General features: G+C 38.2%; 26 protein-coding genes. 6 read left to right on the top strand and 20 right to left on the bottom strand.

Going from position 1 to position 21,541, the window contains the following annotated elements:
* The first annotated feature begins 9 nt into the window (after window positions 1-9).
* On the top strand, window positions 10-1,080 hold the full coding sequence (locus ED557_01710; GenBank protein RNC85513.1) for a class A beta-lactamase-related serine hydrolase: 1,071 nt from the start codon (window positions 10-12) through the stop codon (window positions 1,078-1,080).
* Window positions 1,081-1,097: 17 nt separating this feature from the next.
* On the opposite strand, the gene pssA is transcribed toward ED557_01710, so the two are convergent.
* From pssA to ED557_01770, 12 genes are all read right to left on the bottom strand, one after another.
* Window positions 1,098-1,925, bottom strand: coding sequence for a CDP-diacylglycerol--serine O-phosphatidyltransferase (gene pssA, locus ED557_01715; protein RNC85514.1), 828 nt, complete (start codon window positions 1,923-1,925; stop codon window positions 1,098-1,100).
* 1 nt (window position 1,926) lies between these two features.
* On the bottom strand, window positions 1,927-2,577 hold the full coding sequence (locus ED557_01720; GenBank protein RNC85515.1) for a phosphatidylserine decarboxylase family protein: 651 nt from the start codon (window positions 2,575-2,577) through the stop codon (window positions 1,927-1,929).
* A gap of 2 nt (window positions 2,578-2,579) precedes the next feature.
* On the bottom strand, window positions 2,580-3,908 hold the full coding sequence (rseP, locus tag ED557_01725; protein RNC85516.1) for an RIP metalloprotease RseP: 1,329 nt from the start codon (window positions 3,906-3,908) through the stop codon (window positions 2,580-2,582).
* 5 nt (window positions 3,909-3,913) lie between these two features.
* Complete coding sequence (locus tag ED557_01730; GenBank protein RNC85517.1) at window positions 3,914-5,059, bottom strand: 1-deoxy-D-xylulose-5-phosphate reductoisomerase; 1,146 nt, start codon at window positions 5,057-5,059, stop codon at window positions 3,914-3,916.
* A gap of 13 nt (window positions 5,060-5,072) precedes the next feature.
* Complete coding sequence (gene pgeF, locus ED557_01735; protein ID RNC85518.1) at window positions 5,073-5,834, bottom strand: peptidoglycan editing factor PgeF; 762 nt, start codon at window positions 5,832-5,834, stop codon at window positions 5,073-5,075.
* Window positions 5,815-6,666: a shikimate dehydrogenase gene (aroE, locus tag ED557_01740; protein RNC85519.1), complete on the bottom strand. Its 852-nt coding sequence runs from the start codon at window positions 6,664-6,666 to the stop codon at window positions 5,815-5,817. Before aroE ends, pgeF begins: the two co-directional genes overlap by 20 nt.
* Window positions 6,667-6,734: 68 nt before the next feature.
* Window positions 6,735-7,202 (bottom strand): hypothetical protein, encoded by a 468-nt coding sequence (locus tag ED557_01745; GenBank protein ID RNC85520.1) that lies wholly within the window; start codon window positions 7,200-7,202, stop codon window positions 6,735-6,737.
* Between the two features lie 188 nt (window positions 7,203-7,390).
* Complete coding sequence (gene tmk / locus ED557_01750) at window positions 7,391-8,005, bottom strand: dTMP kinase (GenBank protein ID RNC85521.1); 615 nt, start codon at window positions 8,003-8,005, stop codon at window positions 7,391-7,393.
* A 20-nt stretch (window positions 8,006-8,025) separates the two neighbouring features.
* Window positions 8,026-8,784, bottom strand: coding sequence for a PspC domain-containing protein (locus ED557_01755; protein ID RNC85522.1), 759 nt, complete (start codon window positions 8,782-8,784; stop codon window positions 8,026-8,028).
* Between the two features lie 43 nt (window positions 8,785-8,827).
* Entirely contained in the window at window positions 8,828-9,403 is a 576-nt protein-coding gene (locus tag ED557_01760; protein RNC85523.1) for a 5-formyltetrahydrofolate cyclo-ligase, read from the bottom strand.
* Window positions 9,403-11,013: a bacillithiol biosynthesis cysteine-adding enzyme BshC gene (gene bshC / locus ED557_01765; GenBank protein RNC85524.1), complete on the bottom strand. Its 1,611-nt coding sequence runs from the start codon at window positions 11,011-11,013 to the stop codon at window positions 9,403-9,405. Before bshC ends, ED557_01760 begins: the two co-directional genes overlap by 1 nt.
* Window positions 11,014-11,016: 3 nt before the next feature.
* Window positions 11,017-11,580 carry a hypothetical protein gene (locus tag ED557_01770; GenBank protein RNC85525.1) on the bottom strand — a complete coding sequence of 188 codons (564 nt, stop codon included), beginning with the start codon at window positions 11,578-11,580 and terminating at the stop codon, window positions 11,017-11,019.
* Between the two features lie 208 nt (window positions 11,581-11,788).
* Here ED557_01770 and ED557_01775 point away from each other — a divergent pair, with 208 nt between their 5' ends.
* From ED557_01775 to ED557_01790, 4 genes are all read left to right on the top strand, one after another.
* Window positions 11,789-12,292, top strand: a complete 504-nt coding sequence (locus tag ED557_01775; protein RNC85526.1) for a hypothetical protein — start codon at window positions 11,789-11,791, stop codon at window positions 12,290-12,292.
* A gap of 87 nt (window positions 12,293-12,379) precedes the next feature.
* A complete protein-coding gene (locus ED557_01780; GenBank protein RNC85527.1) occupies window positions 12,380-13,495 on the top strand; it encodes a hypothetical protein in 1,116 nt (371 codons plus the stop codon).
* Window positions 13,492-13,857 carry a cupin domain-containing protein gene (locus ED557_01785; GenBank protein ID RNC85528.1) on the top strand — a complete coding sequence of 122 codons (366 nt, stop codon included), beginning with the start codon at window positions 13,492-13,494 and terminating at the stop codon, window positions 13,855-13,857. Before ED557_01780 ends, ED557_01785 begins: the two co-directional genes overlap by 4 nt.
* A gap of 12 nt (window positions 13,858-13,869) precedes the next feature.
* The gene (locus tag ED557_01790) at window positions 13,870-15,114 is read left to right on the top strand and encodes a hypothetical protein (GenBank protein ID RNC85529.1); all 1,245 of its coding nucleotides are present in this window, start codon (window positions 13,870-13,872) and stop codon (window positions 15,112-15,114) included.
* Between the two features lie 4 nt (window positions 15,115-15,118).
* On the opposite strand, the gene ED557_01795 is transcribed toward ED557_01790, so the two are convergent.
* From ED557_01795 to ED557_01830, 8 genes are all read right to left on the bottom strand, one after another.
* Window positions 15,119-15,832 carry an SDR family oxidoreductase gene (locus ED557_01795; protein RNC85530.1) on the bottom strand — a complete coding sequence of 238 codons (714 nt, stop codon included), beginning with the start codon at window positions 15,830-15,832 and terminating at the stop codon, window positions 15,119-15,121.
* On the bottom strand, window positions 15,832-16,410 hold the full coding sequence (locus ED557_01800) for a 7-carboxy-7-deazaguanine synthase QueE (GenBank protein ID RNC86141.1): 579 nt from the start codon (window positions 16,408-16,410) through the stop codon (window positions 15,832-15,834). Before ED557_01800 ends, ED557_01795 begins: the two co-directional genes overlap by 1 nt.
* Before the next feature lie 70 nt (window positions 16,411-16,480).
* The gene (locus ED557_01805) at window positions 16,481-16,870 is read right to left on the bottom strand and encodes a 6-carboxytetrahydropterin synthase (protein RNC85531.1); all 390 of its coding nucleotides are present in this window, start codon (window positions 16,868-16,870) and stop codon (window positions 16,481-16,483) included.
* Between the two features lie 90 nt (window positions 16,871-16,960).
* Window positions 16,961-17,569 (bottom strand): thioredoxin family protein, encoded by a 609-nt coding sequence (locus ED557_01810; GenBank protein RNC86142.1) that lies wholly within the window; start codon window positions 17,567-17,569, stop codon window positions 16,961-16,963.
* 1 nt (window position 17,570) lies between these two features.
* Window positions 17,571-18,059 carry a TlpA family protein disulfide reductase gene (locus ED557_01815; GenBank protein ID RNC85532.1) on the bottom strand — a complete coding sequence of 163 codons (489 nt, stop codon included), beginning with the start codon at window positions 18,057-18,059 and terminating at the stop codon, window positions 17,571-17,573.
* Complete coding sequence (locus ED557_01820; protein ID RNC85533.1) at window positions 18,056-18,400, bottom strand: MGMT family protein; 345 nt, start codon at window positions 18,398-18,400, stop codon at window positions 18,056-18,058. Before ED557_01820 ends, ED557_01815 begins: the two co-directional genes overlap by 4 nt.
* Window positions 18,397-19,191, bottom strand: a complete 795-nt coding sequence (locus tag ED557_01825) for a DUF2520 domain-containing protein (protein ID RNC85534.1) — start codon at window positions 19,189-19,191, stop codon at window positions 18,397-18,399. The genes ED557_01820 and ED557_01825 overlap by 4 nt, the downstream gene beginning before the upstream one ends.
* Before the next feature lie 5 nt (window positions 19,192-19,196).
* Entirely contained in the window at window positions 19,197-19,820 is a 624-nt protein-coding gene (locus tag ED557_01830; protein ID RNC85535.1) for a 4'-phosphopantetheinyl transferase superfamily protein, read from the bottom strand.
* 98 nt (window positions 19,821-19,918) lie between these two features.
* Here ED557_01830 and lysS point away from each other — a divergent pair, with 98 nt between their 5' ends.
* The gene (gene lysS, locus ED557_01835; protein ID RNC85536.1) at window positions 19,919-21,448 is read left to right on the top strand and encodes a lysine--tRNA ligase; all 1,530 of its coding nucleotides are present in this window, start codon (window positions 19,919-19,921) and stop codon (window positions 21,446-21,448) included.
* Window positions 21,449-21,541 lie beyond the last annotated feature (93 nt).

The raw sequence follows: 21,541 nt of genomic DNA on the forward strand, positions 1-21,541 counted from the left end.
TGAAATCTCTTGTACTGTTTTTTTTTCCTGATCCTTAGTAACACCCTATTTGCCCAAGACCTAGAAATTGATCAGCTGGTTAATGATCAAATCGATAACCATTCAATTCCAGGGATTGCTGTTGGAGTAGTTAAGGATGGGAATGTTATTCTTTCTAAGGGATACGGTTACTCTGATGTAGAAAACAAAACTAAAGCTAACGAACATACCATTTATCAGATAGGCTCGGTAACAAAAATGTTTACCGGGCATTTACTTTCTATTCTTATTGAGAAACAGATACTCTCCCCTTCCGATACCCTCTCTGACTTTTTTCCTGATGACTTAAACTTTCCAAAATCTCCTTCTGGGCAAGTAGTGACCATAAAAGATATTGCCACTCATTCTTCAGAATTTCCGAGATATCCGTCTAACCTGGAGCGAATTGACCCAGACCCTATTCAGGGTTACTCGATCGAACAAATGTTGGAAGGAATAGAGCTGGTATCCATTAAGAATAAAATCGGCGGGCATTATAGCTATTCTAATTTTGGCTATGGGATTCTTGGAATTGCAATGGAGTATCGAATGAATAAACCTCTTTCGGAGCTACTGGATGAACATATATTTTCGGCGTATCACATGAATCATTCTTCCCTATTCTTTCGCGAAAGTTTACATGATAATCTTGCTACTCCTTACCTAGAAGTGTCTCCACTTAAAAAAACAGAACCATGGGATATGGGAACACTCGCGGGTGCGGGGAATATTTTTAGTTCTGTTTCTGATTTGAATCAATTTATGATTCACTTATTGAAGGAGAGCAAGACCAATGATATTCAAATGAAGAAGCGCCTTTCGATAAATGAAACCTGGAGTTATGGTTTAGGTTGCTTTGTAATTGATTCTTCCAAATGGGATACGCAAATCATTTACCACGGTGGTGACATCGACGGATATGCGTCATACTTAGCTTTGTATCCTGAATTTGATTTAGGCATTGTTATCCTAACGAATTGGGGTGAAGGACAGAGAGTTGGAGAAGCTTTTAGTGAAATAAGTGATGCTGTAGCAAATCACTTTCTTAATCCGATCGACTAAAACTTAGAAGTATCCGCTTAACTGAAGTCCTGAAAGGGTTCTTCTTCTCCTGTATAATCAGCTCGAAAAAATTTAATTGCACCTAGAGTTACTGATTTAGTTATATAAATCAGAATCACAGCCATAAGTCCGTATTCACGGAAAACGATGATTATTACCAGATATGCAAAAAATAAGAGAAAGGTCCACTTCTTTGTCTTAATTGAATACTTATCAAAACGAGGAATCTTCTCAAACTGAATAGTACTAACCATTAAAAAAGAAACAATTACAATTAGTGGGATCAAGACACTGCTTACACCATTTTTAAAGAAATCAAATAAGTACACATCGTCTCTGAAAGTGAGGTAAAAGGATACTATGATGATGGCTACAGACGGTATCGGTAATCCAATAAAACTATCTGCACTTGGTTTAAGACGAGCATTTACATTAAACCTTGCCAATCGGACAGCTCCGCATAATGGCGGAATTGCACTAACAAGAATACCTAACATCCCAAATTGATATAACACAAAGTTGTAGGCCAGGAAACCCGGAGCAACTCCGAATGAAACCATATCGCTGAGAGAATCCAGCTCTATTCCAAAATCACTATGAGCATCAGCCAATCTAGCCATAAGCCCGTCAAACACGTCGAACATCCCGGCAGCAATAATTAACCAGGCTCCCCAAAATAAGTTACCATCTGAAATTGAAATAATAGCCAAGAAACCCGAAAAGAGATTCATCAGGGTAAAAAAGCTGGGAACAGCTATCCGTGGATTTACTGGGGGTTTCGACTTCCGGATCTCCTCCCGTCTTTTCTTGAAACCGTAATATTTCTTTTGAATCGGATATTTCATCTTAAACTATCTTTCCAATAACTGATTCTCCAGCCCAGGTTCGATCTCCCTCCTTCACGTGTACTTCAACATTACCGGGTACAATAACATCCATTCTACTTCCGAATTTCATCATTCCGAACCTTTCACCTGAAACCAGATCATCACCTTCTTTAATATGATAAACAATCCTTCTGGCAAGAAAGCCTGTAATCTGCTTAAAGAAAAGTTTTGTACCCGATGAATGCATTACCCCAAAATCTGCCCGTTCATTTTCAATAGAAGCGTTCTCGTCCCAGGCCATTAAGTATTTTCCCGGATGATATTTCAGGTATTCAAGTTTACCCGATATGGGATTTCTATTTACATGTACATCCAGCGGTGATAAAAATATACTTATTTGAGTAGCCTTGGATTTGAGATAAATATCCTCTTCGATTTCCTTAATCAATACTACTTTACCATCAGCAGGAGATATTATCAGCGATTTACCATCTGGAGTGACACGTTCAGGGTCTCGAAAAAAATAGATTACTATCGCCCAGACTATTGCAAAAAAACTGTAAATGAGATAAGAAACCCAGTGATCAATGTATTGACTGGTCAAAACAAATACGGTAGCCGTAACTACCGTAACAAGTCCCATTGTAAAGTACCCTTCTTTTGCGAACATGCTTAAAATAGCTTCATAATATCATTAAAGATAACAAAGACCATCAAGGTTAAAAGAAGGATGAAACCGATATTTTGTGCAACAATCTTGAATTTTTCGGAAGGTTCTTTCCTGACTATCCCCTCATAAATCAAGAAAACAAGATGTCCACCATCAAGAGCTGGAATTGGAAGGATATTCATTATTGCAAGAGTGATACTAAGAAAAGCAGTAATTCTCCAGAAGCCACTAGCCCCACTTTCGTCAGTAGCTCTTTTTGTCTCCCTCGCAATAGCAATAGGACCACCTAAATTTTGCTTAACTGATACTTCTCCCCTTAGCAATAATCCAAAACTATTGAGAATACCAGTTGTAGTTTCAATTGTTTGAGTATAGCCTTCCGAAACCGATGCAAGGAATCCATATTCAATCAGATCATAATTCAGCGAATTGATGCTTCCTCCCTGAATACCAATTTTTTTAGCTGCATCAGGAGTTACGGAGATAGCAAGAGTATCAATACCTCGTAATACCAATAAATCCATAGGGCCGGTAGAGCTTTCAATAGAAGAAACCAGACCATTCCACGAATTAACTTCAAACCCATCGGCTTCAATAATCAAATCATCTGATTCTAATCCTGCTATATCAGCAGGAGAATCACTTACCACCTGCAATACTTTTGAGGGTAAAAGATAATCTAAGTCCAAAAACCCTCGTGTTTGTATGCTATCCAAAAAACTAGGAGGAATATTAATATCAACTGATTCTCCATTCCTTATCACAGTATAGAATAAGTTTGAGCTGGTTATTTCTGAAGGAGAAACCAAATCATTGAAATAGTCAACATTCTTGCCATTCACTGCAATTATCTGATCATTATTTCTGAATCCTAAGTCATATAAAAAAGACGTTTCGTCGATATAAATACCATTTTCCTGTTCTGCAAAAACAACAACTTTTCCGTTTACCCACGTCATCCCAGTAAAAATGAACCAAGCCAGGATCATATTGAATATTACTCCGGCAGTAATTACGATCATCCGTTGCCAAACCGGCTTACTTCTATACTCCCATGGCTCGGGTTCTTTGTTCATGAATTCGGTATCCATGCTCTCATCCACCATCCCTGAGATCTTGACATAGCCGCCAAGCGGAGTAGCTCCAATACAATAATCGGTATCTCCTTTTTTAAATCCCCATACCCGAGGAGGAAAGCCTACTGAAAAACGCTCCACACGCATCCCAAATAGCTTGGCAGCTAAAAAGTGACCTAATTCATGGATGAACACTAAGATCATAAGTGCCCCCATAAAAATGCCTATTGTCCTTAAAATGTCAATGAATTCCATACTCGCTAAATTGTTGAGGCAAATGCTCTCGTTTCTTTATCTATTTCTTTAAGTAACTCAATACTTATATCCCCTTGATTAGGAATGTTTTGCATACTTTTTTCAACGACTTTCGAAATGTCAATATAACCAATTTCTTCATTCAAAAAGCGTTGCACGGCTACTTCGTTTGCAGCATTTAACACTGTTGGAGTAACTCCTCCTTCCTCTATAGCATCTATAGCCAGCTTAACGCAGGGAAACCTTAAATAATCTACTGGTTCAAAAGTTAAATCCTGTTTCTTTGTCCAATCCATCCTTGGAGTTTCTAAGTCGAGTCTATCCGGATAAGAAAGGGCATAAATAATAGGCACCTTCATGTCCGGTAATCCAAGCTGCGCTTTACTGGAACCGTCTTTGAAAGTTACTATCGAATGAATAATACTTTGGGGATGAATTACGGGTTCAATCTTATAAACAGGTATATCGAATAGCCAGTGAGCCTCAATTATCTCTAGCCCTTTATTCATCATTGTTGCTGAATCAATGGTGATTTTGGCTCCCATATTCCAATTAGGATGCTTCAAAGCCTGGGCTTTAGTAACACTCCTCATTTGATCTACTGAGAACGTCCGAAATGGACCGCCACTTGCGGTAATAATAATCTTCTCTAATGAGCCTTTTGGCTCCCCTACTAAACACTGTAACATAGCACTGTGTTCAGAATCAACAGGGATCAACGTTGAGGTGGAATTCTTTAGTGATTCGAATATGAGTTCTCCGCCAACTACCAATGATTCTTTGTTCGCAAGAGCAATTTTTTTCCCGGCTTTGATTGCTTCTATGGTAGGATGGAAACCAGAAAAACCGACCAAACTATTTACCACAGTATCTACTTTTGCATGGGTAGCAAGTCTAGAAAGATGTTCTTCTCCAGAAATAAGCTCGGATTCTGTTTTTACCAGCTCTTTTAAATTTTTGAAGAGTATATCCTTGCAGATAAGGGCGCATTCAGGGTTAAACTCATTAACCTGTTGAGCAAGCAATTCAACATTAGTATTGGCACTAAGTACGGTTACCTCAAATTTATCGGGATGCTGGCGCACAATTTCAAGTGTTTGCGTCCCAATAGACCCCGTTGATCCCAGTATGGCGAGCTTCTGTTTATTCAAATCGAAAATAAACTCATTTGAGAGAGTTTAACTTTATTACCCCAAGCATGCGACCACTTTTTTCTTTTTCTCTTCTATAGGAGTAGAAAAGATCTTCATAATCTATTGTGCAGCGGGCGTCACATTCTATATTTTCCTGCTTTATCCCAACCTCCATGAGTTGTTCAATTATCAGACCTTTTAAGTCAACATGGGGTTTTTCATAAGAATTATTATCAACCAGATTCCCAGGGAATTGATTAGCAACTTCTGCTCCTACTTCGAAGTTGTGTACTGCAAGACATGGACTTATAAAAGCTTTGATCCTGTTTTTCTCTGCTCCAAGAGTAACCATCTCTTCGATAGTCTTAGGAACAATTCCGCTAACCGCTCCTCTCCAACCTGCATGAGCAGCGCCTATTACCTTATTCATTGAATCTCCAAGAAGAACTGCTCCGCAATCCGCTACCTGTATTCCGAGAGCAATTCCCGGTGTATTGCTTACAAAGGCATCGGTTTCGGTATAGATACCCCCTCTAGAAACTAACTTTACATCGCTTTTATGAACTTGCTCGGCCAAGGCGATACTGCTTGTCTTTGTTCTGATCTCATCGGATAACAACTTGAGATTATGAAGAACAATATCATGTCTGTCTTTAGAATTGAAACCAATATTGAGCCCCGGAATTACCTGACCTTCCTCAATCAATTCCGGATTTTTTAAGGAAAACCAGGAGAGTATTCGTCCATCATTAAGTTTTTCGGGTCGTATGAATTCAATTTGGGAAGACTGCATCTAATTCCTCATTGATCAGTTCTAAAGGGAATTCCTTACCTGTCCACTCTTTGAAAGATTTTGCTCCTTGATGGATAAGCATACCTAATCCACCGATAGGAAAAGCATCAACTTGCTTAGCCTGTTTTAGAAAAGTAGTCTCCCTCGGGTTATAAACGATATCATAACAAATCTTCCCTTCTAAGAAACTTATTTCAGATGCTTTTACCGGAGAAGCTGTAGTATTAGGGACCATACCAAGCGGTGTTGCATTCACTATAAGCGAAGCATCTTCTGCAAATTCTGTCCAAAGATCATAATTGCACATTATAGTTCCTTCCATTTGTTGATAGCGTTCTGGCTTTCGTGATACAAGTACAACTTCTTCGAACCCTAAATCATTCAATGCATAGTTAATTGCTTTGGTTGCTCCACCGGCTCCAAAAACAATTGCCCTATCCTGATCTATTTCATTTAAATACTTTTCAAGTGGCTTTAGAAAACCATACGCGTCCGTATTTTCACCAATTAGTCCCTCATCTCTCTTAATTATAGTATTAATTGCACCAATCGAAGAGGCAGTAATAGTATGTGAATCAACTACTTCAAACAGATTTTGCTTGTGAGGCAGTGTAATATTTGCTCCTAAAAAATTGGGACTGTTGAAATGCGAAATCAGTGAACTAAGCTCACCCATAGAAACTGCTATTGCATGATATTCAGCCTCAATTGCATGGAATTGAAGTGCTGTATTATGCATTATTGGAGAAACGCTATGACTAACCGGGTTCCCAATTAAAAGATAATGTGGCTTTTGAGAGTATTGGGAGTTCTTGAATTCAGAAAAGGTCATTCCAAGAAATTAGAGCAAAAAAAATGCGCATCAAATTTGATGCGCATTCGGAATGGTTAATAATAAATCTATGCAGTTACCTGCTCTTCAGAAACTTCTGCCTGTTCTTCTTTAAAAGTATCAGATTCAGCTAGTTTTTTGAACTTTTCGAGATCCTTAACCAGTTGAGCCGGAGATTCTTCAATAAAAGAAGCTAAATCATCGGTTGGATCACCAAAAAAGGTTCTATAATCCAAAGAAAATTCAACTCGAGTACGAGTACCATTATCAAGAGGAGTAAAACGGATAGTTCCGGTTTGGTTCAAATTACCATTAATTGTAATCCAGGCGAAACGGGTGTTTCTAAGATTATCAATTAGGTTTGTAGTCCAAACAAACTCTTCGCTCCCGATAGTGGTTCTGTATTCGAAAGTTTGAGAATTAATTCTTGTTACTGAATCAATACGCTCCAAAAATTTTGGGAAGTCAACAGGATTACTTAGAAGTTCATAAACTTTAGCAAGAGGCAAATCAATCTCGATTCTTTCGTGCGCCATAATAAGTATCTAAGATGTTATAGTCGTTTGATATTTAACTGAAAATGGATCAATTCCGGGAAAAGGCAGGATTGATCCATATTGTTTCAAATTTACGGATAATATGATTAAGCCTCAATTACTAACACAGATAAAATATTTAAAGACTATTTGATGTATAAAAAGGATTAAAAGCTTGATAAAAACGACTATGCCTTTTCGGGAAATGGAAAATCAAGATGATCTAGTATTTCTAAATGAATGGTGCTTATATCTTTAGAGGCGTCAATAGTTCGGAAACGAGATTCAACTCTTGCAACTTCATCAAACCCTTTTATCACCCTCTTAAAAAACTCTACTCCGGATTTCTCCATTCTATCATCTTTTTCATTCTTTCTGCGAGCGATTGATTCATCGATACTGAGCCTTAGATAAAAAGTGAAATCAGGTTTGCGCTCATAAGACGCAACTTTATTAATCACTCTTATTTGGTCGATGGAAAGACTTTCACGGCCATATCCTTGATATGCTGTAGTTGAATCATAAAAACGATCCAGAATTACTACCTCACCCCTATCTAAAGCTGGTATCACTTCCTCATTAACTAATTGTGCCCGTGCAGCAGAGAAAAGCAACAATTCGGAGACTGGTGAAATTTCTAGTTCTGAGTTCAATAATATCTCTCTGATTTGTTCAGAAAGGATTGTTCCACCCGGTTCTCTAAAAACCTGTACTACCTTATTTGATTGGATGAGTTTTTCTTTAAGCAGAGCGATTTGTGTGGATTTACCACTACCATCGATCCCTTCGAAAGAGATGAACATAAAAGTAAATTGTGGATAATTTAGAAATCAAAATCATCCATAAGTTCGACAGGCTCTTTCGGCATTGCAAGTGCTAATCCTAAATAAATGATTGTACTCAATACGCCATAACTCATAAAAAAACCTGCTACAAAAATAAATCGGACTACGGTAGGACTAATTCCAAAATACTTTGCTAACCCACCACATACACCAGCCAGTTTCTTGTTGGTACGTGACTTCATCAGTTTTTTAACATGTCGATACTCATAAGAAGAACCCATGGCAAAGTCTTCAAAATTGGTAGAGCTGGAACTTGACATAAAATCTGAGTCTAAATCGTTTCTAAGGGTGCTTTTAGTTGAAGTATTAAATTCAGAACCGTGTACATCATCCATTTTTTTGCGGCTAGAAACAGAAGCAGCCTTTACTTTAGCCTTTTTATTTCGACGTATTTCCTTTTCGGCCTTTTGTTCTCTTTTTCTGTCACCAACTAAAAACCCAAAACCTATAAGTGTTACCAATGCCCCTCCTATCAATGGCATTGAAGCTGTTGCTCCCTCAAGAAAAGATGCAAACCCAACTCCAAAAGAAATACCGATAAACTGTAGTACAGATGATAAAGCAAAAAATAACATTGCTAATCCGGCAATGGTTGCAAAATTCCAAATACCCTTTCCTGTTTCTTTCTCTTCCTCTTTAAGGAAATTTCGCATCGTATTTTGAAGTTCAAAATCATCGAACTCAAGTGATGCTGTTCCGGTTTTCGAATATGTTTTTTCTTTGGTTTTTTCTGCCATTTTATTTCCTCCGATAGCCCGCTACGGAGTCATTTTTTGATTGTTACGTGTAGGTTATGCCTTTCTCAGAAATAAATCCATCTAGTTTCTGATCAAAAGTATCAAATGGAACTGACTCCAAAACAAATTCCTCAAAGATTAAGCCCAATGATCGCGCAGTTATACTTTTCAAAAAGCGATCATAAAAACCTTTACCATAACCCAATCTATTCCCTTCCAAGTCTACAGCTAGTAGGGGCACGAACACTAACTCAATTGAATCAATCAATACAGGATTTACATTTTTTGGTTCAAGAACTCCCCATTTATTCTGGACTAAATCAGATAATGAATTAATTTTTGAATGAATAAGACTTTCATTTTCAAAATCGGTTTTTGGAACAATAACTTCTTTCCCATGGGCGAGCATATGTGTAATTAAAGCATGCGTGTTCACTTCAAATCGTTGGTTCATAGATACAAATGTGTGAACAACTCTGGCCTGCCTGTACTCTTTCGATTCGAGTGCATATTCAATAATCCTTGAACATTTTTGCTCCCAGACACTTTTATGGATCTTAGTTCTTTGAGAGAGAATTGATTTCCTGAGAGAATCTTTTTGTTCAGCAACGGAACCCATCACACAGAAACTATATGATGGATAGTAAGATCCAACTCTTCTTCTCCAAATCGGGTTATGAGGTCATCCCAAATGTCTTCCCCATATTTATTCATAAAGTATATTGGCGAAACAGAACGTTCTTGCAAACCATTTGGGAATAACTGAGATTTAATTTTTGCTATTCTCTTTAATTGGGTTTCTTCTTGCTGTTTAATTGACCGATAAACTCTCCCTTTTAGCTTATCCAGCTCATTATTAAATCCTGTTACCGTTTTCCCAACTAATCCTTCGAGTGATTGATCAATTTCTTTAATAAGTCCCGATGGTTGAACTCCCGCCTCATTTATTTCTGATTTCCATTTACTAAATATCCCTTCAATATCTCTGGAATTTGTATGATCAACATATGTGGCTTCCAAATCTTCGATTCTTCTATTGTAGCTGCACATTGCAAATGGCAGTTTTTCCATTATTCTCTCAATTCCCTTCTCAAGCAATGTGATACTTAACCTAGGAAAAATAATGGGCATTTCGAGATCAAATACAGGATATAAATCCTTCATTTGCCCGTAATAGGCCAATTCTCCCGGCCCTGCTACATACCCCAAAGTGGGTAACAGCATATCTTGTAATACCGGACGTAGAAACACATTTGGAGAGAATTTTTCCGGGTTGGCATTTATTAAGGATAATAGCTTATCCTGGCTAAGTGTTAACGAACCGACCTTCCATACATTCCCTGATTTCTCTAGCTTAACTCTTCCCAATTGATCATCGATATAAAATAGATTCGATTCGGTTACCACCACTTGACGATGGAATGACTTCTCCAAATCAGCACTCTTCTTTTCAAGTGAATTGTAGATAGTTTCTGCTTCTGTAATCGAGGTTTTGAATAAATCCTTTACCGAATCCTTCAAGAGCTGAGTATTACTACCAACTATTAAAACACCTTCTTTTGAGAATATTGAGTTAATCAGCTGAGCAAAGGCTTGAACATGAGTCTTACCTGGTTCATAGAATCCATTTAATTCGCTAAAAAGTGAGTCCGAAAAATCGGTCTCAGTCAAAGTACTTTTTACACGGGTCTCAAAGTCAGGAAAAGTATCCTGAATTATTTCCATAGAAACAGGCAACCCAGTGCCATCTTGAGCCAAGGAAACTGATTCAAATCCTTCAAAACCTGGTATTCCGATAGAAGCAATTTCTTCAAAGTCGTGGTCTTCATCAGCCATCCAAAATACTGGCACAACAGGTCTTTGAAGTTTTCTTTCCCATTCCCGAGCTAAAAGAATACAGGAAATCGTTTTATAGATCGTAAATAAAGGGCCGCCATAAACTCCAAGCTGCTGCCCCGTAACTATTACAAGCGCATCTTCATTAGAAAATTTTCTTAACTGATCAGCTTGAGAATCCTGTATTCCCAGATAAACATGATATTCCTCTAAAGCACGAACAACCTCTTCTCTACTAACCTTAGATTGTACTTTCTTTGATTTCTCTTCAACAGCATTTTCTTCGAAGGGATTGGTAGAATAAAACCTTTCTAATTCTTTAAAGCTCGACGTATAGGTAGTGAATAAATTAGAAAATGGGAGTTGCTGAAATGAACAATAATTTTCGCTCAAAATTTACCCTTTCATTTTTTGAATTTGATCGCGCAATTTAGCTGCTTTCTCATAATTCTCGGTTTCAACAGCAATAATGAGATCTTGCTCTAATTTTTCCAATTTTGAAAGTTCTTCCCCACTATCAGTATCTACAGACTCTCCGGATTTTGTTTTTTTTCCACTTTGTGTGGGTTCTGCAACGATCCCTGCTTCGTTCAGAACCTGTTCACTTGTGTATATGGAACATCCAAAACGAACCGCAAGTGCAATAGCATCACTAGGTCTTGCATCTACTTCATATAGTTCATCTCCCCTTTCAAAGACCATCCTTGCAAAAAAAGTACCTTCAGTGAGATCATTTATGATGACTTCTTTAAGTGTTGAATCGAAATTTAAAACAACATTTTTAAGCAGATCATGTGTCATTGGGCGAGGAGGCTTAATATTCTCCAGCTCTAATGCTATTGCTTGAGCCTCTGATGAGCCAATGATAATGGGAAGTCGTCTGGAACCTCGAGCTTCAGTTAAAATTAATGCGTAAGCACCACCACTACTTGGGCTAGTAGAAAGCCCCAGGATTTCCATTAAAATATTGCTCAAAGCGATCTCTGAATTTGCTTTTTCGTTAAAAAAACAAATGTACTGAAATTTAATTAAGTCTTAAACCAAGATTGAATGAATCTTGGCATGTTCCCTATATCACATGTTTTGCCTAACCAAAACATGTGATATGGTTATACATTTCATCCCGTTACTTTGACGCAAGCTTAAAACCAAAACTAACGGTGAAGCCATGAAAACAAAATACACTATCATCATACTTTTTTTAGGACTACTAACAATTTCATGTATTGGGCCAACAGGACCACAAGGCCCATCAGGTCAGGATGCCGAAGTTTATTCAGCATCGATAACTATTAACTCGGATCAGGATTTTGGAGTTGTCGATGAATTCGTATCAGTAGCTTCCTATGGATGGGATATTCTGGATGAAGCTACCGTAGACGAAGGATTAGTGTTAGCCTACTTACGTTTTCAAGGTAACACTGCTTGGCATGCATTACCGTTTAGTACTCCATTCGAAAATGATCTGGTTGTTCTTCGATACGCCTTCGACATTGATAACTTCGATCTAATCGTAGAAGGTGAAGTAGCAAATAACAATGAGGCGAATGAAAATCTGTTTGATGGAGATGTCCTACGAATAGTTGCGATACCACCAACACTTACGCTAAAAGCAAAAATCGATTATTCAGATTACGAGGCGGTAGTTAAAGCATACAATCTCGACTTCTGAAATAGCTTACCATGATGACCGAGAGAGCCAGCTTAACAGTTGGCTCTTTTTTATTTCTAGTTAATCGATTGTTTAGTAAAATCGGGGATGATTAAAGACCCGAAACACATAGTAACCCCTTTTGCTTTCGAGGTACATCCGGATTTATTAGGGCTTCCACTTGCAACTCCAAGAAGAAGATTAATTGCCCTTTTACTTGACTTACTGATAGCTTCCATTTTATCTGCGCTCGGCGCTTTTTTTCTGGCTACCTCTGCAAGCATTCTTTTCTTTTGGTTAGCGATAAGAAACCGAGGAAAAATATGGTGGAAAAACATCCTACGGTTTGGAGCTGCTTCATTCGTTTCTATCCTTGTATTTGCCCTCACTTTCAATGTGACAAAAAGTGAAGACGATAATCTAGCGACTATAAACTATACTACTCCTAGTGGGGAACGAGTTTCTAATACGACTGACCAAATCGATTGGCAATCTCTTGGACAACAATTGGTTGCACTAAACTCTAGTGACTCTGTTGATATTGAAGAAGAACTCGAAAAGATTGCAGAATCGATCGAAGAACAACTTGGAACAGAATCTTCAGAAAATGCATCCTTCTACCACCCAAACTTATTCGACGATGAGTTTATCCTAAAACTCAGAGCGATTGGTTTTGCGATCAGTAATAGTGATACCGTTACAATTGATAGTTTGCTTCAGGAAATAGCACCGATTTTGGCTTTTAATGAATTAGAAAAATTAGACAGCAAAATTAATCAGTTAGATGATGAGGTTGATGAGCTAGAAGAAAAAAACGAGGCCTTAGCTGAACAGGTTGAAAATCCTAGTTTCTTAAGAAGCCTTAGAGCTACCGCAGAAGATTTTGGATTGAGTGTGGGATGGGTTGGAGTATATTTTGTTCTATGCCTTGCATCATTTAAAGGGCAAACAATTGGCAAACGAATTTTAAAACTAAGAGTAGTGCGATTAAACAATAAACCAATTGGTCTGTGGTATTCCTTTGAACGATTTGGAGGATATGCTGCAGGTGTTGCAACTGGCCTCCTGGGCTTTTTTCAAATTTATTGGGACGCGAACCGACAAGGAATACACGACAAAATAGCTGCAACTGTGGTGCTTGATATGAGACCTAAAATAATTGAAAAATTTGCGGCTGAAAGAGAGGAAGTTATTAGTGAAGAAAATTTACTGGCTCAGGTATGAATGCAATAAACCTTAAGAAAAAATTCGATTTATTTAGCGAGCAATGGACTCCTAAAATCATAGCCAAAACGAACGGACAGTTAGTTAAGCTTGCAAAGCTTGAAGGAGAGTTTGTTTGGCACAACCATCCCGATGAAGATGAACTTTTTTATATCGTAAAGGGAAGTTTGTTGCTTCGATTTAAGGACAGAGATGTCCGTTTACAAGAGGGAGAATTATATGTAGTTCCTAAAGGTGAAGACCATTTGCCAATTGCAGAAGAAGAATGCTGGGTTATGCTTATTGAACCTGAAGGTACTAAGCATACCGGGGAATCTACTTTTGATGTAACAGTGAACGAAGAAAACCAGGATTGGATTTAATTAAACAATGATATGAAAAAAACTTCTCTATTCATCTTATTACTCCTTATTTCTTATCCGCTTGTCGCTCAAAATGTATTCGAAGTGGGTTACTACATTGACAACGATGACAATATAGTTCCGGGATTAATTCTTAATCTCGATTGGCGATCCAACCCTTCTGAGATAAGATTCAAAAAAGACTCACTAGCACAAGAAATGGTACTTAGTCTAGATGAGCTAAATGGGTTTGAGATTTATGATTACGGGAAGTTTTTAAAATTCTCTGTAGAAATAGATCGCTCATCAGAAAATAAATCCAATCTCAGTGATAGTCCCACCCCTCTATTTAATAGTGAAACAATTCTCTTAAAATCCCTAGCAGAAGGAGCAATCAGTTTATACTCTTATCAGGATGGGAATCTTCAACGCTTCTTTATTAAAAAGAGAAATGGAGATATTGAACAATTGGTATTTCGATTTTTTACCAGAGGAAGTAGAGTAATTACCGATGATTCTTTCAAGCAACAGCTAATATCAGAGTTCGGTTGTAGCTTAAACTCCCAAAATGTGCTCGAAGAAACTGACTATAAAAAAGGAGATTTAATTAATCTAGTAATTGAAGAAAATGCATGTATGGGTGATGTAAGTACAATTTATACTTACAAGAGAGACTATAAAAAATTCAGGCTTACTATTAAACCTGGAGTAAGTATCTCAAACCTTAAATTTGATACCATGTCAGGCCTGTTCATACGAACGAGATACACCTCAGATTTTGACAACAATTTAGTTCTCAACCTGGGAACAGAAGCTGAATTCATTTTACCCTACGCTAATGGGGCCTGGTCTATTACATTTCAAGCATCGTACCATCAATTTGAATTCGAAGATACCTTTGAAGTCATTTCGCAAGAACGAGAAGTAGCTATTGACTATAAAGCTTTAGAACTGGAATTAGGTATGAGATACAATTACATATTAAATGAAAAGTCGAGAATATATCTTTCTCCATATCTGGTATATGGTTTCGATTTTAATTCTAAAATAACAATAAGCCCAGAACTACCTACACTTGATCTTGTTTCTTTAAGTACAATTGAAATCAATCCACAACCCAGCTTCAAAATTGCTTTAGGATTCGCTTTTAAAAAGATAAACTTCGAATCGTCTTATAGTTTCAGAAAAGAACTACTAGAAAATGAGAATAGTAACGGATATGTATTTGACGCAGAAAATAGCTTGCTGAATTTCTCAATAGGTTATTCCATCTTCTAGAAAACTACATCGGTTTTACTTCCCCACCCTGAGGGGATAAAATAATCTCCTCAGCAACACTCCTTGGGGTTAGCTCAGAAAGAGAAACAATTAAGCGACCGACATCTTCAGGGTCTATGAGCTTCTGGGGGTCAATATCTACCCCATCCCAGGAAGTAGAAAATGTTTGGCCCAGATTTATGGCCGAAACAGCAATATCTGTATCCACCAACTCTTTCCGAAGTGACCTGGTATAGCCTAGTAAAGCGTGTTTGCTCATTGTATAAGCACCACTATCCCCATATCCTTTTAAAGAGGCCTGAGAACAAATATTTACGATAAGTCCCCTATCCATTTCTTTCAACCGGGGCAGAATTCTTTGTGTAAGATTAAAAGCCCCAAGGGTGTTGATTTGGAACTGTTTTATAAACTCATCTTGATTTGTCCGCGAGAGAGATTTAAAAAGAAACGAGCCTGCATTGTTTACTAATATTCCCACATTAAGCTTATCTACTTCTAAGCTATCTATAGCTTCCTGATCTAATAGATCCAGGGCAAGAGTGTCTACTTCTTTCGCTCCTTCTTTTAGGCAAATCTCTTTAGCAGTAAGCAGCTCTTCCTGATTACGGGCAATCAGTATAATGGGACGGTTTGTTCTTCTTGCGAATACTCTGGCGATGGAAAGGCCTATCCCCTTGCTTCCACCTGTTATCAATACCCCTGAATTCTCAAAACTCATTAAGGTACCTGGAGAAATTTGTGAGTTTGAAGACTTATCCCCCATTTGGGATGTTCTTTCACATACTCAACAATGAGGGGAATTGACGCAGGGGTATCCCATTCTGGTTGTAGCAAAAGTTTGGTATTCTCAGGGCATTTAGCCGCATTCTCTTCGGCCCAGGCTAAATCCTTTTTGGTGAGTACCACTACTTTTAGTTCATCCACATATGGAAATATATCGTCTAGAGGTTTTTTGAATCGTTTTGGAGAAAGTGTTATCCAATCGAAATACCCAGATATCGGAGATGACCCGCTTGTTTCTATATGAGTGGCTACCCCTAATTCTTTGATTGCAGAAGTCAACGCTCCAAGTTTATGTAGCAAAGGTTCACCACCGGTTATGACTACCATTGGAGCACCACTCTCTTTAACATGTCCTACAAGCTCTTTAACAGAAACCCTCGGGTGAATAGATTCATCCCAACTATCTTTTACGTCACACCACCAACATTCCACATCACAGCCCCCGGTTCTTATAAAATAAGCTGCTTTTCCAGTATGTATCCCTTCACCTTGAATAGTATAGAAGTGCTCCATTACGGGATATTCCACATTTGCTTCTTCCTCAGAAACAACTACTTCATAGGGATCAATATGAAATTCAGGATTAAACATCTTTATCAGTGTATTCCACCCAACAAGTGTCGGTTTCCCATACAGTAACGGTAAGCTCGATTCCATCAGGGATCCTACGCATGGTCTCCTGATGTATGTATTCTGCAATTCGTTCGGCGGTAGTATTTACAGAAATCAAATCATTCAGAATTCCATGATCGAAGCCACCTTTTTCCGAATCCTTAGCAGCCCATTTTAATTCTTTAAAATCGCATACCATATCTTCTGTTTTTAGATATGCTGATGGATTTAGCTTATTTGATTTGGCAGTCATTTTTACTTTGTAAGAATGCCCGTGCATTCTTCCACATTTACCATCGTAGCCCTCGATAAAATGAGCAGCATCAAATTTAAACTCTGTATGTAATGTCCAGGTTGGCATCAACTAATATTTCATATTCAAAAAAAATCCTTCCTGTTCCGGTAATATTCGGTACAGGAAGGATCAAAAATACAGCTTTTTTTACTAAAGTTAACTTACGCGTTTAATGGTGCAACCCAGCGATTTAGTATTGGAACGAGTTAATTCTTCTCCGGCAACGAGTTGCTCAATCGCGTCTTTGATATAGTATTCTTTAACCGCAGAAGCATCGTTTGCATTATCATCGATGGCGCCTACGTAAACCAGTTCCATTTCGCCATTAAAAAGATACACGTGAGGAGTTCTTGAAGCGCCGAAAGCATCCGCTATTTCATGATTTTTATCCAGAGCATACGGAAAATCATAGTCTGATTTTTTCGCGTATTTGATCATGTCATCCATTCCATCACCCCGATCCCGATAGTCTTCATTGGGATTGAGTGCAATCATCCCAATTTTATTTTCCTTTGCAATTCTGGACATATCCGGATAACGATCATTCCATTTCATCACCCAGGGACAGGTATTGCATGAGAATATTACCAATAAACCGTTCTCATCGGCTACCTCACCTAGTGTCAGGCTTCTACCGGATACATCTTCTACTTTATGGTCAGCCATAGGAAGTGCTGAACCTATTGCAAGCTCCTCAGGGTTTTGCCCCGTTGAGCCTATAAAAAAAACAACGAGGAATAGTAATAGTAAATTATTTTTATTCATTTTAGCTTTCATTTATTGCTTTTAGTAACTCGCTTTCAAAAACTTCAAATTCCTGCTTTCCTTCCCATTCGGCTGAGATAGTACCATCTTTATTATAAATCACTGTGAAAGGCAAAGCTCCACTCCAAGTATCCGAAATTGTGGTAATAAATTCATTATCGTTGCCCACTTTGTAATAGGTAGTGAACTGTACATCCTGTGATTGAAGAAATTCCTTAGCCTCTTCCTTTGCTTCAGAAAAATCAGTAGAAACAAAAATGAGTTCGAAGTCATCACCATATTTTTCTTTGAGCTCCATGATGTATGGAAATTCTTCAACACAGGGAATACACCATGTTGCCCAAAAATTTACAAACACAACTTTTTCTCCCTCATGTGAAGATACTTTTTGAACAATTTCACCTGCCGTAGCATCTACCATCAGCTCTTCTTCTTTCACCTGTTGGCATGCAATAAACAAAATAAAAAGTGCGATTAACTTGTACCTCATGTGTCTAAATCAAAAGGGTTCCAGAAATGTTTTTCCATATCCACTGTATATTCTTCAGTAAAGGTAACACCTTCCTGTTCCAGGCGTTCCCTCATGCTATCCCCGCCAAAATATGCCCTACCAGTAAGCTGGCCTAACCTATTTAACACTCTATGCGCGGGTATTTCAAAACCAATTTCGGAACTAACATAATTGTTCATAGCATAACCTACCATTCTTGCTCCGGATTCAACTCCAAGATATTTCGAAATTGCTCCATAACTAGTCACATATCCATGCGGGATTTGAGCTACAACTTCATACACTCTCATGTAAAAATCATTGGGCTTCTTTGTACTCATTTTAGGAGGTCATATAGTCTGAATTTTATGGTATGCTCGGTAACTTCATCTGTAATTAATTCCAGAGTTAGTAGTCCTAAATGCTTATAAATTGCCAATAAATCGGGTTTATCTTGTAAAAGTAACAGGTGCTTTTGAACTGTTTGGATATCACCGCGTGCAATAGGTCCTGTTAAAGCTTCTGCCGGGTTTAACCCTGACAAATTTTCTATAGAAGAGCCCATTAAAGGGAGTAAGGCATCTAATAATTCTCTTTCTGAGATATTATTACTACTTGAAATGCGCAATGCCAGATCAGCAAGTGTAACGGTATAGTTCGAAGCCATAACCGCTGAAACATGAAGTAGCTCTTTTTCCTCAGGACTTACTCTAATAGATTGGGCACCAATTTTTTTTACGATGTCTTCTAAATGAACAATGGCTTCTTCAGACCCCTCAAGATCAAAGAAGCTTGCTTTAAATGAGCGTGTAGTTTTACTCACCGCTTTTAATGGATGGAAACAGGCGGTCAATGCACCCTGCTCTGCTAAATTATCCAAGATTTGTGAAGAATAAGCTCCGGAACAATGAGCAACAATCTTACCGGAAAAGGAACTTCCTCCAGAGGCTAACTTTTTTGATACTTCATGAATTGATCCATCTGGAACTGTTATAAAGGTAACATCTCCAACCTCTTGTCTATCAGTGGTTTTATCAATCATTTTTACCACAAATCCTACCTCTGAAAACACCACTTGAAAAGCAGTACCTAATCTTCCAGGCCCGATTATGGTAATGTTTTTGATCTCCATTTATTCTAATAAGCTATCGAAATACAGTGCTTCAGCGCAGTGAAGCAATGACCTTGCAATTTCTTTTCTGTTCCAAGTCCTATCAAGAATTTACTTCCTTTAAATTTTCGAAGCTCAATATCTTTCAGATTAGTGCGTAATCCTGTGCCTAAACTCTTAACAGCTGCTTCTTTCATAGTCCATAATGCAATGGGATCCTCTTCACCATAAATATCCCATTCATTCTCGCTAAGTATTCTTTTAACTATTGCAGGATTTACTTTTCGATCAATACTTTCTGCATCCAATCCAAGATCAAGTGTTTTAGAAATTGCACAAAAAACGAGGTTTTTGGTATGTGAAAAGCTGATGAACGCTCTCTTGCCTTTTAGCTCTATATAAGGCTTGCCAAGCTCTTCTTTCTCTAAGGTAACATATTCATGATCCCATCCCAGTTCATCAATCAAGCTCCAGAAGGTATGTCTTGCACTCAGGAATTCACTTTTCCTGCGATCATTAATCATGCTATCTAACCGTAATCGATCTTTTTTACTTAGAACATGAGCGCTTAGACCGGATTGAATCTCGCTCCATCCAATAGCAATTTGAGCCGGAAAATCAGGAATGTGAGAGGTATCTAGTGTGTTCAATTACTTATTAAGCATATTTGGGTTGATGGTACAATTTTCAGCACAATTCGGTATTTTTGCAACCTTTCATTTTATCATACAGGAAATAAGACAAACGCATGACTAATCAGGAGCCTTCACTTTCGGAACAGGAAGAAATTCGACGGGAGAAGCTACAACAATTACATGAAATGGGGGTAAATCCTTTCCCCTATTCTTTTGAAGTAACACATAGCAGTACACAAATTAAAAACGCCCCTGAGTTAGTAAGGGATGAAGAGACGAATCCTGAATCGGAGACGGTATCTATTGCCGGGAGAGTGATGACACGCCGAATTATGGGCAAGGCGGCCTTTTTCAACCTTCAGGATTCAGAAGGAACAATCCAGGTTTATATTCGGAGGGACGATGTAGGAATAGATGAATACAACACAGTATTTAAAAAGCTAGTTGATATTGGAGATATCGTAGGCATTAAAGGGTTCGTATTTAAAACAAGAACCGGTGAAACTACTGTCCATGCCGAGCATTTTGAGTTTTTGACAAAAACTATCCGTCCAATTCCTACTCCTAAGGAAATCGAGAATGAGGATGGTGAAAAAGTCGTCTACGATGCTTTCGCGGATAAAGAACTTCGTTATCGTCAGCGCTATGTTGACCTAATTGTAAACCCGAATGTAAAAGACACCTTTATAAAGAGAACCAGACTGGTTCAAACCATGCGTAATTTCATGAATGAGCGTGGTTACCTTGAAGTTGAGACACCTATCCTTCAACCAGTATATGGTGGGGCCTCTGCGCGTCCTTTTGTGACCCACCATAATACACTTGATATGGATCTTTATCTAAGGATTGCTAATGAGCTGTACCTCAAGCGATTAATTGTCGGTGGATTTGATGGTGTATATGAGTTTTCAAAGGATTTCAGAAATGAAGGATTGTCTCGTTTTCATAATCCGGAATTTACCCAGGTAGAGTTATATGTGGCTTACAAAGACTACAACTGGATGATGGATTTTACCGAGAAGATGATTGAACAAGTGGCGATCGATCTTCATGGCTCAACAAAAGTAACAGTGGGTGAGCACGAAATTGATTTTAAAGCGCCATGGCCTCGAGTTCCAATGTTCGAGGCCATAGAAAAAGAAACCGGTCATAATCTTTATGGCAAAAGCCTGGATGAACTAAAGGCTATTGCTAAAGAGCTGCATATCCAGGTTGATGATTCTTTCGGCACGGGTAAAATTATTGATGAGATTTTTGGTGAATTTGTGGAACCAAAGCTCATTCAACCTACCTTTATTACCGACTATCCAGTGGAAATGAGCCCACTTACTAAAAAGCACCGATCGAAAGAAGGACTGGTTGAGCGCTTCGAATGCATTTGCAATGGAAAGGAAATTGCTAATGCATACAGTGAGTTAAATGACCCTATCGATCAAAGAGAACGACTGGAAGATCAAGCCTCACTGCGCGCAGGAGGTGATGAAGAGGCAATGACTATCGATGAAGATTTCATCAGAGCGCTAGAATATGGCATGCCTCCAACTGCCGGCATTGGAATCGGTATTGACCGTTTAAGTATGATTATGACTAATTCTGATTCTATTCGGGATGTTTTATTCTTCCCACAGATGAAACCAGAGTAAGAAATTTTCAATGATCAATATCCAAATATCTTTTACCGTTATTCTGAATCATGCACTGAACTCAATTCAGTCTCAAGCACGCCTCCTCCCGAA

The organism is Balneola sp., from assembly GCA_003712055.1.
In the GTDB taxonomy this organism is placed as follows: Bacteria; Bacteroidota; Rhodothermia; order Balneolales; family Balneolaceae; genus RHLJ01.

Excerpts from the sequence above, each read along its gene's own strand:
- pgeF (RNC85518.1), bottom strand. The coding sequence starts at position 5,834 with ATGCAGTCTTCCCAAATTGAATTCATACGACCCGAAAAACTTAATGAT.
- ED557_01805 (RNC85531.1), bottom strand. The coding sequence starts at position 16,870 with ATGCCAACCTGGACATTACATACAGAGTTTAAATTTGATGCTGCTCAT.
- ED557_01820 (RNC85533.1), bottom strand. The coding sequence starts at position 18,400 with ATGAGTACAAAGAAGCCCAATGATTTTTACATGAGAGTGTATGAAGTT.
- ED557_01795 (RNC85530.1), bottom strand. The coding sequence starts at position 15,832 with ATGAGTTTTGAGAATTCAGGGGTATTGATAACAGGTGGAAGCAAGGGG.
- ED557_01785 (RNC85528.1), top strand. The coding sequence starts at position 13,492 with ATGAATGCAATAAACCTTAAGAAAAAATTCGATTTATTTAGCGAGCAA.
- rseP (RNC85516.1), bottom strand. The coding sequence starts at position 3,908 with ATGGAATTCATTGACATTTTAAGGACAATAGGCATTTTTATGGGGGCA.
- ED557_01745 (RNC85520.1), bottom strand. The coding sequence starts at position 7,202 with ATGGCGCACGAAAGAATCGAGATTGATTTGCCTCTTGCTAAAGTTTAT.
- ED557_01720 (RNC85515.1), bottom strand. The coding sequence starts at position 2,577 with ATGTTCGCAAAAGAAGGGTACTTTACAATGGGACTTGTTACGGTAGTT.
- ED557_01810 (RNC86142.1), bottom strand. The coding sequence starts at position 17,569 with ATGAATAAAAATAATTTACTATTACTATTCCTCGTTGTTTTTTTTATA.
- ED557_01800 (RNC86141.1), bottom strand. The coding sequence starts at position 16,410 with ATGGAGCACTTCTATACTATTCAAGGTGAAGGGATACATACTGGAAAA.
- ED557_01770 (RNC85525.1), bottom strand. The coding sequence starts at position 11,580 with ATGGAAATCCTGGGGCTTTCTACTAGCCCAAGTAGTGGTGGTGCTTAC.
- ED557_01790 (RNC85529.1), top strand. The coding sequence starts at position 13,870 with ATGAAAAAAACTTCTCTATTCATCTTATTACTCCTTATTTCTTATCCG.
- aroE (RNC85519.1), bottom strand. The coding sequence starts at position 6,666 with ATGACCTTTTCTGAATTCAAGAACTCCCAATACTCTCAAAAGCCACAT.
- pssA (RNC85514.1), bottom strand. The coding sequence starts at position 1,925 with ATGAAATATCCGATTCAAAAGAAATATTACGGTTTCAAGAAAAGACGG.
- lysS (RNC85536.1), top strand. The coding sequence starts at position 19,919 with ATGACTAATCAGGAGCCTTCACTTTCGGAACAGGAAGAAATTCGACGG.
- ED557_01760 (RNC85523.1), bottom strand. The coding sequence starts at position 9,403 with ATGGGTTCCGTTGCTGAACAAAAAGATTCTCTCAGGAAATCAATTCTC.
- ED557_01755 (RNC85522.1), bottom strand. The coding sequence starts at position 8,784 with ATGGCAGAAAAAACCAAAGAAAAAACATATTCGAAAACCGGAACAGCA.
- ED557_01775 (RNC85526.1), top strand. The coding sequence starts at position 11,789 with ATGAAAACAAAATACACTATCATCATACTTTTTTTAGGACTACTAACA.
- tmk (RNC85521.1), bottom strand. The coding sequence starts at position 8,005 with ATGTTCATCTCTTTCGAAGGGATCGATGGTAGTGGTAAATCCACACAA.
- ED557_01815 (RNC85532.1), bottom strand. The coding sequence starts at position 18,059 with ATGAGGTACAAGTTAATCGCACTTTTTATTTTGTTTATTGCATGCCAA.
- ED557_01780 (RNC85527.1), top strand. The coding sequence starts at position 12,380 with ATGATTAAAGACCCGAAACACATAGTAACCCCTTTTGCTTTCGAGGTA.
- ED557_01825 (RNC85534.1), bottom strand. The coding sequence starts at position 19,191 with ATGGAGATCAAAAACATTACCATAATCGGGCCTGGAAGATTAGGTACT.